The following is a 13113-nucleotide window of genomic DNA, read 5'->3' on the forward strand; positions in this document are numbered from 1 at the left end:
GTCTGGATACGGCAGAAGGGGGTGGGCGGCCGTTCGATCTGCGGATCATTGACCGACTCGGAGCCCCTATGACAACCCTATTGAAGCCGCGCCTGGCCCTCGTTCTGGCAGGCGGCTGTTTACTTGCCGCTGGCGTGACGTATGGCCTGATGGAACGTACAGAGCAGGCGGTCGCACAGGAAGCGCCACATTTGCCGGTGGTCGATGTGGCGGTGGTGAAGCAGCAGAACGTGACCGACTGGCAGTTCTATTCGGGGCGTTTGAGCGCCGTGGAGCGGGTGGATGTTCGGCCGCAAGTCTCCGGCACGCTGACGTTCGTCAACATCCATGACGGGCAGATGGTGAAACAGGGAGACGTGCTGTTCGTGATCGACCCGCGCCCCTATCAGGCGCAGGTAGACCGGGCAAAAGGCGAGGTCGCAGCGGCCAGGGCGCGGATGGCCTACACGCAGAATGATTGGGCGAGGGCGCAACGGCTCCTGGCTGAAAACGCCATCGCCCGGCGCGACTACGACGAAAAAAACAATGCCGCGCTGGAGGCCGTCGCCCATCTGAAAACCGCCGAGGCCACGTTGAAGGCTGCCGAAATCGACTTGGCTTACACCCAGGTGACTGCGCCGATTTCAGGACGGGTTTCCCGCGCTGAGGTGACGTTGGGCAACCTCGTCCATGCGGGCGCCGGTGCGGAGTCGCTGACCACCGTCATGTCCATGGACCCGATCTACGCCGAGTTCAATGCCGACGAACAGACGTACTTGAAATACATCCGCAGCGTAGGCCGCAACGGCAAGGTGCCGGTCGACCTCGGGCTGGGCAACGAGACCGGCTATTCGCGCCGTGGCGTCATTCAATCCGTCGACAATGCCCTCGACACCTCATCCGGCACCATCCGTGTGCGGGCGCGCTTCGACAACGCCGATGGCGCGTTGCTGCCTGGTCTGTATGCGCGGCTCAAAGTCGGGGGCAGCGAGCCCTATCCGGCGCTGCTGATGGACGACGCCGCGATGGGCACCGATCAGGACAAGCGGTTCGCCTACGTCGTCGGCGAGGACGATCACGTCGTGTACCGCCAGGTCGTTCTCGGCGATCTGCAGGGCAACGAACGCATCGTCAAGTCCGGATTGAAGGAGGGCGAACGGGTGGTCGTCAGCGGGCTGCAACGGGTACGTCCGGGAGACAAAGTATCTGTCGGCACATCGGTGCAATAGCCATGTGTGAACGACATGTCCATCCGCCGCTCGGCCACGCCGGCAACGCTCGATTCCGCAGGCTCACGCAGAAGACTGACTCATGAAAATTTCCAACTTCTTTATCGACCGTCCTATCTTCGCAGGCGTGCTGTCGGTGCTGATTCTGCTGGGCGGGCTGATTGCGATTTTCCGCCTGCCTATCGCCGAATACCCCGAGGTCGTGCCGCCGTCGGTGACGGTCAGCACCCAATACCCCGGCGCCAATCCGAAGGTCATCGCCGAAACGGTCGCCGCGCCCCTGGAAGAAAAGATCAACGGCGTCGAAAACATGCTGTACATGCAGTCCCAGGCGAACAGCGACGGCAACCTGACCCTCACCGTGACCTTTGCCTTGGGCACCGACCCGGACCTGGCGACCCAGTTGGTGCAGAACCGGGTCAATCAGGCCTTGCCCCGGTTGCCTGAAGACGTACAACGCCTGGGTGTCACCACGCAAAAGAGCACGTCCTCGCTGGTGCTGTTTCTGCACTTGGTGTCGCCGAACGGCCGCTACGACAACACCTACCTGCGTAATTACGCGTTGCGCAACGTGAAGACCAGATTCGAGCGCATCCATGGCGTCGGTCGCGTCGACTTGTGGGGCTCGGGTGACTATTCGATGCGGGTCTGGCTGGACCCCGCCAAGGTCGCGCAACGCAACCTCACCGCGCTGGACGTGGTCAACGCGATCAAGGAGCAAAACATTCAGGTGGCGGCGGGGGCCGTGGGCGCAGCGCCTGCGGCACCGGGCACGGCCATGCAATTGACCGTCAACGCACAGGGCCGCCTGAAAACCGTTTCCGAGTTCGAAGACATCGTGCTCAAGACCGGCGCCAACGGGGCCGTCACCCATCTTCGGGATGTGGCGCGGGTGGAGCTGGCCGCAACAGAATACGGCCTGCGCGCTTTGCTCGACAACCAACCGGCGGTGTCCTTGGCGATTTACCAGACGCCGGGGGCCAACGCGCTGGACATCTCCGACGAGATCCGCGCACAGCTGGTGGACCTGAGCGCTGAGTTCCCGACGGACTTGGAATACCGGCTGGTGTACGACCCGACGCGCTTCGTCAAATCCAGCATCCAGGCGGTCATCCACACCCTGCTCGAAGCCATCGCCCTCGTCGTGGTGGTGGTCATCGTGTTCCTGCAATCGTGGCGCACGTCGTTGATTCCCCTGATCGCCGTGCCGGTTTCGATCATCGGCACCTTTGCGTTGCTGCTGGTGTTCGGTTACTCCATCAACGCGTTGTCGCTGTTCGGCATGGTGCTGGCGATCGGTATCGTGGTCGATGACGCGATCGTCGTCGTGGAAAACGTCGAGCGCAACATCGCCAGCGGACTCGCCCCCCGAGAGGCGACGTATCAGGCGATGCAGGAAGTCAGCGGGCCGATCATCGCCATCGCCCTGACCCTGATCGCAGTGTTCGTGCCGCTGGCCTTCATGAGCGGCCTCACCGGCCAGTTTTACAAACAGTTCGCGATGACCATTGCGATCTCCACCGTCATTTCCGCGTTCAACTCCCTGACCCTCTCCCCGGCCTTGACCGCGCTGCTGCTGCGCGGTCATGACGCGCCCGAAGACTGGCTGACACGCGGGATGAACAGGGTGTGCGGACGAGGTTTTCGCGCGTTTAACCACGTCTTTCATCGCGGCTCGGAGCGCTATTCGAAGGGGGTGAACGGCGTTATCCGGCACAAGGGCAGCATGCTGATGATCTATGCAGTGTTGCTGGGGTTGACCGTGCTGATCGCCAAGGTCGTGCCGGGCGGGTTTCTGCCGCAACAGGACAAGGAATACCTGGTCACCATCGCCCAGTTGCCGAACGGCGCGTCCCTCGATCGCACCGAAGAGGTGATTCGCCAGATGAGCGAGATCGTCATGCATCAGCCTGGTGCGGCCCATGCCGTGGGCTATCCGGGGCTGTCAGTGAACGGGTTCATGAACAGTTCGAGCGCCGGCATCGTGTTCGTGCCGCTCAAGCCCTTTGCCGAACGTCAGGGGGCCGACGAAACGGCGGCGGCCATTGTCGCATCCCTGAACCAGAAGTTCGCCAGCATCAAGGGGGCCTACGTCGCGGCCTTCCCGCCACCCCCCATTCTCGGCCTCGGCACCCTCGGCGGGTTCAAGATGCAGCTCGAAGACCGCGCTGACCTGGGTTATGAGGCGTTGGACAAGGCCGCCAAGGCGTTCATGGCCGAAGCCGCCAAAACCCCGGAACTGGGCGGATCACTGAGCAACTACCAGATCAACTTCCCGCAGTTGAACATCGAGCTGGACCGGGTGAAGGCCAAGCAGCTCGGGGTCTCCGTGTCCGATGTGTTCAGCACACTGCAGGTCTACCTCGGATCGCTGTACGCCAATGACTTCAACGCGTTCGGCCGGGTGTATCAGGTGCGGGTCCAGGCCGACGCGCCGTTCCGCCAACGGGCCGACGACATTCTTCAGTTAAAGACGCGTAACGACCGGGGGGAAATGGTGCCGCTGTCCTCGTTGTTGCACGTGACACCGACGTACGGCCCGGACATGGTCGTGCGCTACAACGGCTACACGGCTGCCGATATCAATGGCGGCCCGGCGCCCGGTTATTCCTCGGGCCAAGCGCAAGCAGCGGCTGAGCGTATTGCGTTACGGGTCTTGCCCCAAGGCGTGAAGTTCGAATGGACCGACCTGACCTATCAGCAAGTGCTGGCCGGTAACGCGGGGCTGTGGGTGTTCCCGATCAGCGTGCTGCTGGTATTCCTGGTCCTGGCGGCGTTGTACGAAAGCCTGACCCTGCCGCTGGCGGTGATCATGATCGTGCCGATGAGTGTGCTGTGCGCCTTGACCGGTGTGTGGCTGACCCACGGCGACAACAACATCTTCACCCAGATCGGCTTGATGGTGCTGGTTGCCCTGGCATCAAAAAACGCGATTCTGATGGTCGAGTTCGCGCGAGAGCTGGAACACGACGGCTACACGCCGTTGCGCGCCGCCATCGAAGCCAGTCGGCTGCGTCTGCGCCCGATCCTGATGACCTCCATCGCGTTCGTCATGGGTGTCGTGCCACTGGTGTTCTCCTCCGGGGCAGGCGCTGAAATGCGCCAGGCCATGGGCATTTCCGTGTTCTTCGGGATGCTGGGCGTCACCGGTTTCGGCCTGGCGTTGACCCCGGTTTTCTATGTGGTCCTGCGCACGTTGGCAGGCGGCAAGGTCCATGTGGCGCAGAAAGACGCGCCGTCCCTGTCAACGACTGTCTGAGGAACGCACCATGATCGATAGGCTGATACACGGCCACGCCACACGGTGGGCGGCCGGCGCGCTGCTCTTGTTGCTGGGCGCTTGCTCCGTCGCGCCCTCTTATGAACGGCCACACGTCCACACGCCCGAGCGCTTCAAAGAGGCTGCGGTGACCGATCGCTGGAAAACAGCGGAACCGGCGGACGACCGGCAGCGGGGTGAATGGTGGACCCTCTTCAACGACCCGGTGCTCAACGACCTGGAACGCCAGGCCGCCGAGGCCAACCAGAATCTGAAAGCCGCCGCAGCACGGGTGCTGCAGGCGAGGGCGGAGTCGTCAGCGGCCCGTGCCAGTCGGTTTCCCACCCTCGACGCAGGCTTCGGGCCGACTCGCGAGCGGCTTTCTCCAGCGTCGCAGTTTCAGTCGGACAGCGCTCACGTGCCCACTCAGACCCTATGGCGCGCACAGGCCACGGCCTCTTACGAAGCCGATCTGTTCGGCAGGGTGAGTGAAAGCGTCAACGCTGCGGTAGCGGATCAAGCGCAGCAAGAGGCGCTGTTTCATTCGGTACAACTGGCGCTCCAGGCCGACGTTGCCCGCAACTACTTTGAACTGCGCGAGTACGACAATCAGCTTCGCCTGTATCAACGCACCGTGGCGCTTCGGGAAGACACGTTGAAATTGGTAGAGGCCCGCTTCAAAGAGGGGGACATCAGTGAACTCGACGATGCCCGTGCCCGCCACGAGCTGTTCGCGGCCCGCGCCGACTCATCGGGTGTGGCGCGGCTTCGCGCCGCGTCCGAACACAGCCTCGCGGTATTGCTGGGACAAGCGCCTGCTGAATTCGGATTGGCCCCCTCGCCGCTGGAGCCGGTCCGCATGCAGGTGCCAGACGTCATGCCGTCTGAACTGCTGGAACGTCGGCCTGACATTGCCGCAGCGGAGCGGGCCATGGCCGCCGCCAACGCGCGCATCGGCCTGGCGAAATCCGCGTTTTTTCCTCGGCTGGTGATCAACGGTGCAGGCGGTTTCGAGGCGGGCTCACTGGGCAATCTCTTTGACTGGTCCACGCGTGCCTTTGTCTTGGGGCCGTTGACCGGCACCGCATTGACCTTGCCCCTTTTCGACGGTGGCCGTCGACAGGCCGACCTCGACACGGCCCGCGCCCAGTATGAAGAAGACGTCGCCCGCTACCGCGAACAGGTGCTGATCGCGTTTCGGGAAGTGGAGGACAGCTTGTCCGACCTTCGGTTGCTGGGAGAGCAGACTCGGGACCAAAGCACAGCCGTCAGCGCCTCGCAGCGCACCGAGCGGCTGTCGAAAAAACAGTACGAGGAAGGGCAGATCAGCTACCTGGATGTCATCGATGCGCAACGTCAAGTGTTGCAGACCGAGCTGCAACTGAGCCGCCTGACCGGTGTTCAAGCAGCGGCAACGGTGAATCTGGTCCGCGCACTCGGTGGTGGTTGGGAGCGAGGCGGTGAGAGTCAGGTGGTGAGAGCAAGGTGATGAGAGCAAGGTGATGAGGAGCGAAGCACGCTGAACCGGTCTGCGACCGACGCTCCTCCCGTGCGGTGAAGGGACTTAGCGGTTATGCCGCAAAATCGAGAAATTCAGCGAAGCCGCCACACTCAGCCAGATGAGATAGGGGAACAAAATCAGCCCGGTGATCAGGTCCACCGGCATTGCCACCACGATCAGCGTGGCAACGGTGAGCCAGAGCGCCGCAAGAATGACCATGCCCGCGACGATGCGATGGGCGCCGAAGAACACCGGCGTCCATAACGTGTTGAGGGCGATTTGAGCAGCCCACAAGGCCAACGCGGTTTGGCTGTCGGGGAGCAACGTCAGTCGATAACCGGCCCAGGCCAGCAACAGATAAATGATCGTCCAGACCACCGGGAACGCCCAGTTTGGCGGAGTGAAGCGGGGCTTTTGCAGGCTTTCGTACCAACTGCCGGGTTTGAAGATCACGCCGGTGCTGGCAGCAGCGGCGCAGGCAATCAGAAAGATATAAAAAGTCATCGAGTGTCCTATGGCGTGAGCGATTGGGTGGGGTCGGTTCTTTGGGATTGGACGCGTCCAGCGGTAAAAGGTCCTGATTGATCAAGATTCGGGTGTATTCAGCGCCTCGTACCACTCGGCATACGGCGTGTTCCTGACCATGCGCCGATTCAAATCAGGCGCTCCGTCGTTCCACCAGACCGGCCCGCGCTCTCCCAAACCCACTTTGGCCGCGTTGACCTGCGCCCGCGCCGCTTTCAGTTGCGCTGAGTCCCGCGACGTTTTCGCGGCTTTGACCGCCCGCCGCGCCGCCATCAGTTCATTCACTCGCTGCTGACGTTGCGCTTCGTCGAGGGCCGGATTGGAGCAGCGCCACAGCCGTTCCTTGACGACGAAATACCGGCCATCGGGGGTTGTCGGGTACATGCGCAAAGCTCCATGGGTTGAACACGTAGCCGGATCTGGCCAAGGGATTGAACGGACGACGCCGTACATTTCACTGAACTTGTGCCGCCGCATCAGGGCCTGATGTTGACAGCCAGCACAGGAGAGACCGTGATGAACACCGATCAATTCAATCAGTACGATGCGGAGCGTCTTCACCACCGCGTGGCCCAAGAACTGGGCTTGACCAGCGACGAGCTGAAAACCTGGATGATCAACGACATCGAGCGCGTCACCGAAGGTGGCAAGGACGTTGGGCACATGGTCGTGTTTCGGGAGTCCACGCCGCCTGAGGTCCTCGACAAGTTGCAGCACCGGCAGAGCCAGTTCACCGCCATGACTGGCGTCATTCCTCACGAATGACCGACAGGAGCCCTCCGTGATGAGCCAGGAAAAAACACCCGTGAACGAAACGCCAAAGACACCCAAACAACCTGACGTACCGGCGCACTCGACCGAAGAAGAGAAGGCGCGTCTGAAAGACTTCAATAAGGACGGGATACCGCCCGGCGTGAGCTGAAGCACCGCCGTCAGTCTGCCGAGGCATTGTCGGTTCTGGCCGCTGGAAGACGTGCTCAGCAACGTCCTACAATGCGGCCATCGTTTTCACACAAAAGGCCCGGCCATGCCTGCCGCTCTGACACGTCCGACTGCTGCCCCCCATCTGGCCCCCGGTGAAACCGTCGTGCTGTTCGACGGCGTCTGCAAACTGTGTAACGGCTGGGCGAAATTCCTCATTCGTCACGATCGCCACAAGCGTGTCCGACTCGCCACTGTGCAATCGCGCGAAGGCCAGGATTTGCTGGCCTGGGCGGGTTTGGCGGTGGACGCGTTCGACACCATGGCGGTCATTCGTGATCAGCACTATTGGGTCAGGTCGGAGGCGTTTTTCGAAGTGGCATCGCTGCTGCCCGCGCCTTGGCCCGCACTCGGGTTGCTGCGAGTTTTTCCTCGGGCACTGCGCGACTGGGCGTACGACCGCATCGCGCTCAACCGCTATCGCTTGTTCGGCAAATACGACGTCTGCCTGATGCCGACCCCGGATCATCAGCAGCGCTTTCTCAAGGCACAGTCGTGAGCCCTTTGCGTCAGGCCCATTGGCTGGCGCGAGGTGGTCTGGCGTTCATGTTTGCCTACCACGGGTTGGTGCCGAAACTCATCGCGTTAAGCCCGGGCGAGCAGGTATTGCTGCGCGCCCACGGTCTGGAAGGCGCGCCGTGGTTGTCACACGCCGCAGGTGCTGCGGAGCTAATGCTCGCCGCAGTTTTGCTGCTTGTCCCACGTCTGAACTGGCCTGTGACGCTGGCGGCGTTTGTGCTGCTGGGGCTGCTGGTGGACGTCGCTGTGATGCAACCGTCCATGCTGGTCGATGCGTTCAACCCGGTCACCCTGAACGTGGCCGGGATGGTGCTGTGTGCGGTGGCATGGGTGACGCGGCAGGCTCAACACCCAAACGGTTAGAGAACAGGGGACAGCCCGCCATCGACTCGTAAGTGAGTGCCCGTGATGTAACCCGCGAGAGGCCTGGCAAGGCGCAAGGATGCGCCCGCGCACGTTTCGAGCCGGGTGAGGATTTTTTCTTCGGCGGCCGGAGGCGGCATTGAAACGGCAATGCCTCTGAGGTGCAGGCGGTCCTTTTCCCGAGGCTAGGCGGCCGGGCGTTTGCCCTCAGGCAGTTTGTCGATCATGGCCGCCACTTGCTCATCGATTTCATCGACGGTCCATGGTGAGTCGAGGCACATGACGTTGCTTTCGACGAGGCCATCGTAGTGATCCGCGATGATGAAGGGCAGGGCGGGGTAGGCGCGGGAGAGCGTCGTCGTGAGGTCCGCGCCGTTGAGCACGCCGGGAAGGGTGCCGCTGGCGATGACGACACTGATCGAGGTCTGCGGGTGAGTGATATACGCCCGGGCTTCATTGGCATCGTCAAACGCCTGCACTTCAAGCCCCAGGTTCTGCACCGCTGTCGTAAGGCGCGGCAGCATGGGCGATTCGAAAACGATCACTGCCATGCCGAGGCGGTCTTGCGTGTCCGTAGGCGTTGTCATGTCGCTTCCTCGCTGTGCAGGGTGCGATGAGCATGGCACGTGGAAATGAAAGCCGCCGGATTTTCTCGCTAAAAAAGAGACGTCCTGGCGCGGCGATGGCCGCGTTAAAAAGCGTCTTGAACAGTGCATCGAGGACGAGCGTGCACCCGTCCTCGATGAATCAGGTCAGCGATAGCGTTCCAGCCAGTGAGCGTAAGGCGCAGGCAGGGTCCAGGACGCTTTCTCCGCACCCAGTTCCTTGGCGGCGAAATAGGCCCAATGTGGATCGGCCAAGTGCGCACGCCCCACTGACACAAGGTCCAGATGCCCAGACTCCAGCGCGGTCTGCGCCAGCTGTGGCGTGCCGAAACCCCAGGCGGAGGTCACCGGTAGACCGGCTTCGCGGCGAACCCGCTCGGCGATCGGCCCCATGAAGGCCGGGCCCCAGGGAATGTTGGTTTCCGGAATGGTGAAGCCTACGCTGACGCTCAGCAGGTCAAGACCTCCCGCCTTGAAGCGGCGAGCGAGTTCGATGGATTCGGTCAGGGTCTGCTCGTCCCGGTCGTCGTATTCGATCACGCCAAAACGTGCCGTGAGGGGCAGGTTTTCTGGCCACACTTCACGCACCGCAGCCAGGGTTTCCAGCAGGAAGCGGCTGCGATTGTCGAAGCTACCGCCGTAAGCGTCGGTGCGTTTGTTGGAATGTTCGGAGAAAAAGCTCTGGGAGAGGTAGCCGTGAGCGAAGTGCAGTTCGATCCATTCGAAACCGGCTTCGCGGGCACGGCGGGCGGCGTTCACGAAATCCTCGCGGACACGGGCGATGTCTGCCAGGGTCATTTCCTGAGGCACTTTTGGCAAGTTGGCACCGAAGGCGACCGGGGAGGGGCCAAGGGTTTTCCAGCCCCGTGGATCGTTTTCGGCCATGTGATCATCGCCTTCCCATGGGCGGTTTGCACTGGCCTTACGGCCAGCGTGGGCAATCTGAATACCGGGTACGGCGCCCGCGGCCTTGATGGCCTTGACCATCGGAACAAAGGCTTGCGCGTGCTCATCGCTCCAGATCCCGGCGCAGCCAGGGGTGATGCGACCTTCCGGGGACACCGCGGTCGCTTCGACCACCACCAGCCCCGCGCCGCCGCGAGCCATACTCGCCAAGTGCACATGGTGCCAATCGTTGACTACACCGTCGTCGGCCATGTACTGACACATCGGTGGAATCGCGATGCGGTTACGCAGAGTGACGTCCTTCAGGGTGAACGGCTCAAACAGAGCTGACATGGGCATTTTCCTCGTGAGTGCTTTTTCGCTTGTTCGATAGTATTCGAAATATGGCGTTAGATGAAACCCCTCGATATCATGCGCACATGCGCGCCCTCAAACATCCCATCCCGTCCGAATTCGCCCTTGAACGCCTGCTTTACGCGTTGAGCGACCCTGTGCGCCTGGACATCGTCCGCTGCCTTGCGGGCGTGAACGAAGCCTCCTGTGGCGATCTGGACGGCGGGCGTCCGAAGTCCAGCATGTCACACCATTTTCGGGTGCTGCGCGATGCAGGCCTGATTCACACCCGCAACGTCGGTACGACCCACATGAACTCGCTGCGCAGTGACGAACTCGATGCGCGTTTTCCGGGGTTGTTGAAGAGTATTCTGGCGCAGGATTGAGACGCCTGAACAAGGCAAAGCCCCGACGGGCGGGGCTTTTTTTGGGGAGAGCGAAGATCGATGGCGGGGTTTCAGGTCATCTGAACAACTCGGCATGAGTGCCCATGTCCACGAATATCACTTCCCGTTCAGTTGCTTGGTAGATCAGTAAGAAGTCACCGCCAACATGACATTCGCGGGTGCCCTCCCATTCGCCTCTGAGTTCGTGATCAAGGTATTCGGCTGGCAGTGGGTCGCCGATCCAGATCAACTTCATCACCTCCCGCATCGCTTTCATGTTGCTTCGACCTGCCCGGTTATGGCGGTCCCAAGACTTTTTGAATTCTGTTGTGTAGTCGACCCGTTTAGGGAGTGGGGCGCGCTTTGAGTGGGCGGCTTTGCTTCCTGCGTGTTTTGGGGGCTTCGTTGCCATCCAGGTCCTCTAACAACTTGTCCATCGAATCGAAACGGCTTTGCATTTCACGTGCTTGAGTCAGTGCCCGCGCGGTTTTTTCCGAAGGCGCACGTATGTCGAACGGCAGCCCTTGGGTTTCGACCACCTGAAGCAGAAACAGCCGCATGGCCTCGCTGATGGTCAACCCGCACGCGCTCAATACGGCGGTTACCCGTTCTTTCAACTCCTCGTCAATGCGGCAGCGCACATCGGTGTTCTTTAGTAATGCGGCCATAGTGATTACCTTGTAGAAAAATGTAGCTACGTTGTTGCTACGCGTTCGCAGATTATTCGCTCCTTGGCCTTGCCGTGCAACCGAACTTTAGATTTCAAGTGACGACGTTGCTGCAAAATGAGAACTCGACCGTGATCGCGGCGTGTCGCTCGTCCGCCGATTAACCGTTGGTCATGGCAATATGATTTCACCGCTCTGAAAACCCGCCCCAAACGCTTACAATCGCGCCCTCACACAGCACCCCTTCAGACCAGGCAGTTTATGGCGCTCGATCCCATCACGATGTTGACCCTTTCGATCGCCCTCGCTGCGGCGGCGGCGCTTTACCTGGCGGTGGAGTGGCGGCATGTACGGGAGCCGTCGTTGCTGTTCTGGAGTGCCGGATTCGCGACGATCACGATTGGCTCGACCCTGGCCTTGCTGCGCAGCAGCGGCATTCTCCTGATCGGCATCTGGTTCGCCAACGGCTTGTTGGTGACGGCGCACTGGCTGTTTTTGCTGGGCGTCGTGCGTTTTACGGAGGGCCGACTGTCGCGGGGCTGGTACGCGATATTCGCCGTGTGGGTGGCGATGTTGCTGCTGCCGGAAGGGCCGTGGTGGTCGAAAACCATGCTCTCGGTGAACTCGTCGCTGGTGGCGCTGATGATGTTCAAGGCCAGCGCCTTGCTTCGGCCCCACGGCAAATCCCTGAGCGTCGGCGCCGGGCAATTGCGGTACGTGCTGCTGGGGCATGGCTTGTTTTATCTGGCCAAGGCGATCACCGGGGCGGTGCCAGGCACGTTGATCGACCTCGCGGCGTTTCGTGGGGAAATCATCCAGATTTCGTTGGTGGAAGGGGCGATGGCGATCATGCTGATCGCGCTGTCGATGACCGGCTCCGAGCGCTATCGCCGGGAGAAACGCATCGAGCGCCTGGCCGCCCGCGACCCGCTGACGGCCCTGTACAACCGGCGCGCGCTCGAAGTCCGGGCGCCGCGTCTGCTGGAAGATGTGTCGCCATCAAGACCGGGCGCGCTGCTGCTGATCGACATCGACCACTTCAAGTCAGTCAATGACCAGTTTGGTCACATGGCGGGCGACCGTTTGCTGATCGTGCTCAGCGAGATGATTCGCTCAGTCCTGCCTAACGGTGCGCTGGCGGCCCGGTTGGGCGGCGACGAGTTCGTGATCCTGTTGAGCGACACGTCCCCCGAGCGGATCGTCGAACTCGGCAATACGCTGCGCGGGCGCTTTCACGAGGCAGCGGCGCAGTCGTTCGCGACCCCGGAAGCCGTGACCTTGAGCATCGGCGCCAGCCTGTTCGACCACCCCCCGGCGAGCCTCGCGGCCTTGATCGAGCAGGGCGATGCGGCGCTGTACGAATCCAAGCGTGGAGGGCGCGACAGCCTTCGCCTGGTGAACCGGACCCAGCCGGGTGAAGCCCCGTTGCAGACGCTCTGACGCGCACTTGAGCGCAAAAATGTCTCCTGTCTGAATCTTGAGCGCTGCCCCCTGCTTGTGGTCTGAACATTGCTGTAGAGAGGGAGCAGGGCGTCGCGACATCCGAATTTTGACGTTGTGACCGTCTGCGCCCATCCCGCACTTAATGTATCGACGCGCTCCCCGATGAGCGTGTCATGGAGCCAGCCTTGAGTACCCTCTCGGAAATTGCAGCAAATCTGTTGAAGCGTGAACGTATGACTGAGGGTTCCAGCGCGCAGGGTGTGGCGCAGGACGCGATGGGTTGGGAGCAATTGATGGCGCCTTCCAAGGAAAAAGACGTCCACAAGTGGCAAGCCGCGCTGAATGAAATGATCAGTCATGCGCCGGGAAAGCGTCGCGTGACGGTACTGCGTGTGATTGAAGGCGGTTTGTCCTGA

Annotated in this window: 16 protein-coding genes; 10 read left to right on the forward strand and 6 right to left on the reverse strand. The window is 61.6% G+C overall.

Annotated features, from left to right (window positions below; genetic code table 11):
- Window positions 1–68 precede the first annotated feature (68 nt).
- The 3 genes from AAEO81_RS10905 to AAEO81_RS10915 all read left to right on the forward strand — a co-directional run bounded on the left by AAEO81_RS10905 (window position 69) and on the right by AAEO81_RS10915 (window position 5956).
- The gene (locus tag AAEO81_RS10905) at window positions 69–1208 is read left to right on the forward strand and encodes an efflux RND transporter periplasmic adaptor subunit (protein WP_341963580.1); all 1140 of its coding nucleotides are present in this window, start codon (window positions 69–71) and stop codon (window positions 1206–1208) included.
- A gap of 82 nt (window positions 1209–1290) precedes the next feature.
- Complete coding sequence (locus tag AAEO81_RS10910; protein WP_341963582.1) at window positions 1291–4467, forward strand: multidrug efflux RND transporter permease subunit; 3177 nt, start codon at window positions 1291–1293, stop codon at window positions 4465–4467.
- Window positions 4468–4477: 10 nt separating this feature from the next.
- Window positions 4478–5956 carry an efflux transporter outer membrane subunit gene (locus AAEO81_RS10915; RefSeq protein WP_341963584.1) on the forward strand — a complete coding sequence of 493 codons (1479 nt, stop codon included), beginning with the start codon at window positions 4478–4480 and terminating at the stop codon, window positions 5954–5956.
- Window positions 5957–6031: 75 nt separating this feature from the next.
- Here the strand turns inward: AAEO81_RS10915 and AAEO81_RS10920 are convergent, their stop codons facing one another.
- The gene (locus tag AAEO81_RS10920) at window positions 6032–6472 is read right to left on the reverse strand and encodes a TspO/MBR family protein (RefSeq protein WP_341963586.1); all 441 of its coding nucleotides are present in this window, start codon (window positions 6470–6472) and stop codon (window positions 6032–6034) included.
- An 81-nt stretch (window positions 6473–6553) separates the two neighbouring features.
- Window positions 6554–6877: a hypothetical protein gene (locus AAEO81_RS10925; protein ID WP_341963588.1), complete on the reverse strand. Its 324-nt coding sequence runs from the start codon at window positions 6875–6877 to the stop codon at window positions 6554–6556.
- Window positions 6878–7009: 132 nt separating this feature from the next.
- Between AAEO81_RS10925 and AAEO81_RS10930 the strand changes: the two genes are divergently transcribed.
- The 4 genes from AAEO81_RS10930 (at window position 7010) to AAEO81_RS10945 (ending at window position 8356) form a co-directional block, all read left to right on the forward strand.
- Window positions 7010–7258 (forward strand): hypothetical protein, encoded by a 249-nt coding sequence (locus tag AAEO81_RS10930; protein WP_341963590.1) that lies wholly within the window; start codon window positions 7010–7012, stop codon window positions 7256–7258.
- A 19-nt stretch (window positions 7259–7277) separates the two neighbouring features.
- Window positions 7278–7415 carry a hypothetical protein gene (locus tag AAEO81_RS10935; RefSeq protein WP_341963592.1) on the forward strand — a complete coding sequence of 46 codons (138 nt, stop codon included), beginning with the start codon at window positions 7278–7280 and terminating at the stop codon, window positions 7413–7415.
- 105 nt (window positions 7416–7520) lie between these two features.
- Window positions 7521–7973, forward strand: coding sequence for a thiol-disulfide oxidoreductase DCC family protein (locus AAEO81_RS10940; RefSeq protein ID WP_341963594.1), 453 nt, complete (start codon window positions 7521–7523; stop codon window positions 7971–7973).
- Window positions 7970–8356 carry a DoxX-like family protein gene (locus AAEO81_RS10945; protein ID WP_341963595.1) on the forward strand — a complete coding sequence of 129 codons (387 nt, stop codon included), beginning with the start codon at window positions 7970–7972 and terminating at the stop codon, window positions 8354–8356. The genes AAEO81_RS10940 and AAEO81_RS10945 overlap by 4 nt, the downstream gene beginning before the upstream one ends.
- 185 nt (window positions 8357–8541) lie before the next feature.
- Here AAEO81_RS10945 and AAEO81_RS10950 read toward each other — a convergent pair whose 3' ends face one another.
- Window positions 8542–8943: a hypothetical protein gene (locus tag AAEO81_RS10950; RefSeq protein WP_341963597.1), complete on the reverse strand. Its 402-nt coding sequence runs from the start codon at window positions 8941–8943 to the stop codon at window positions 8542–8544.
- 165 nt (window positions 8944–9108) lie between these two features.
- On the reverse strand, window positions 9109–10200 hold the full coding sequence (locus AAEO81_RS10955; RefSeq protein ID WP_341963599.1) for an NADH:flavin oxidoreductase/NADH oxidase: 1092 nt from the start codon (window positions 10198–10200) through the stop codon (window positions 9109–9111).
- A 50-nt stretch (window positions 10201–10250) separates the two neighbouring features.
- On the opposite strand from AAEO81_RS10955, the gene AAEO81_RS10960 reads away from it, so the two are divergent.
- Window positions 10251–10586: a helix-turn-helix domain-containing protein gene (locus tag AAEO81_RS10960; protein WP_178115712.1), complete on the forward strand. Its 336-nt coding sequence runs from the start codon at window positions 10251–10253 to the stop codon at window positions 10584–10586.
- Between the two features lie 76 nt (window positions 10587–10662).
- Here AAEO81_RS10960 and AAEO81_RS10965 read toward each other — a convergent pair whose 3' ends face one another.
- Window positions 10663–10998, reverse strand: a complete 336-nt coding sequence (locus tag AAEO81_RS10965) for a type II toxin-antitoxin system YafQ family toxin (protein WP_341963602.1) — start codon at window positions 10996–10998, stop codon at window positions 10663–10665.
- Entirely contained in the window at window positions 10931–11254 is a 324-nt protein-coding gene (locus AAEO81_RS10970; RefSeq protein WP_341963604.1) for a type II toxin-antitoxin system RelB/DinJ family antitoxin, read from the reverse strand. The genes AAEO81_RS10965 and AAEO81_RS10970 overlap by 68 nt, the downstream gene beginning before the upstream one ends.
- Window positions 11255–11515: 261 nt before the next feature.
- Between AAEO81_RS10970 and AAEO81_RS10975 the strand changes: the two genes are divergently transcribed.
- Window positions 11516–12694: a diguanylate cyclase gene (locus tag AAEO81_RS10975; RefSeq protein WP_341963606.1), complete on the forward strand. Its 1179-nt coding sequence runs from the start codon at window positions 11516–11518 to the stop codon at window positions 12692–12694.
- A gap of 176 nt (window positions 12695–12870) precedes the next feature.
- Complete coding sequence (locus AAEO81_RS10980; RefSeq protein ID WP_341963608.1) at window positions 12871–13113, forward strand: hypothetical protein; 243 nt, start codon at window positions 12871–12873, stop codon at window positions 13111–13113.

This window comes from Pseudomonas sp. RC10 (assembly GCF_038397775.1).
Taxonomy (GTDB): Bacteria; Pseudomonadota; Gammaproteobacteria; order Pseudomonadales; family Pseudomonadaceae; genus Aquipseudomonas; species Aquipseudomonas bambusae.

Excerpts from the sequence above, each read along its gene's own strand:
- AAEO81_RS10905 (WP_341963580.1), top strand. The coding sequence starts at position 69 with ATGACAACCCTATTGAAGCCGCGCCTGGCCCTCGTTCTGGCAGGCGGC.
- AAEO81_RS10910 (WP_341963582.1), top strand. The coding sequence starts at position 1,291 with ATGAAAATTTCCAACTTCTTTATCGACCGTCCTATCTTCGCAGGCGTG.
- AAEO81_RS10915 (WP_341963584.1), top strand. The coding sequence starts at position 4,478 with ATGATCGATAGGCTGATACACGGCCACGCCACACGGTGGGCGGCCGGC.
- AAEO81_RS10920 (WP_341963586.1), bottom strand. The coding sequence starts at position 6,472 with ATGACTTTTTATATCTTTCTGATTGCCTGCGCCGCTGCTGCCAGCACC.
- AAEO81_RS10925 (WP_341963588.1), bottom strand. The coding sequence starts at position 6,877 with ATGTACCCGACAACCCCCGATGGCCGGTATTTCGTCGTCAAGGAACGG.
- AAEO81_RS10930 (WP_341963590.1), top strand. The coding sequence starts at position 7,010 with ATGAACACCGATCAATTCAATCAGTACGATGCGGAGCGTCTTCACCAC.
- AAEO81_RS10935 (WP_341963592.1), top strand. The coding sequence starts at position 7,278 with ATGAGCCAGGAAAAAACACCCGTGAACGAAACGCCAAAGACACCCAAA.
- AAEO81_RS10940 (WP_341963594.1), top strand. The coding sequence starts at position 7,521 with ATGCCTGCCGCTCTGACACGTCCGACTGCTGCCCCCCATCTGGCCCCC.
- AAEO81_RS10950 (WP_341963597.1), bottom strand. The coding sequence starts at position 8,943 with ATGACAACGCCTACGGACACGCAAGACCGCCTCGGCATGGCAGTGATC.
- AAEO81_RS10955 (WP_341963599.1), bottom strand. The coding sequence starts at position 10,200 with ATGTCAGCTCTGTTTGAGCCGTTCACCCTGAAGGACGTCACTCTGCGT.
- AAEO81_RS10960 (WP_178115712.1), top strand. The coding sequence starts at position 10,251 with ATGGCGTTAGATGAAACCCCTCGATATCATGCGCACATGCGCGCCCTC.
- AAEO81_RS10965 (WP_341963602.1), bottom strand. The coding sequence starts at position 10,998 with ATGGCAACGAAGCCCCCAAAACACGCAGGAAGCAAAGCCGCCCACTCA.
- AAEO81_RS10970 (WP_341963604.1), bottom strand. The coding sequence starts at position 11,254 with ATGGCCGCATTACTAAAGAACACCGATGTGCGCTGCCGCATTGACGAG.
- AAEO81_RS10975 (WP_341963606.1), top strand. The coding sequence starts at position 11,516 with ATGGCGCTCGATCCCATCACGATGTTGACCCTTTCGATCGCCCTCGCT.
- AAEO81_RS10980 (WP_341963608.1), top strand. The coding sequence starts at position 12,871 with ATGGAGCCAGCCTTGAGTACCCTCTCGGAAATTGCAGCAAATCTGTTG.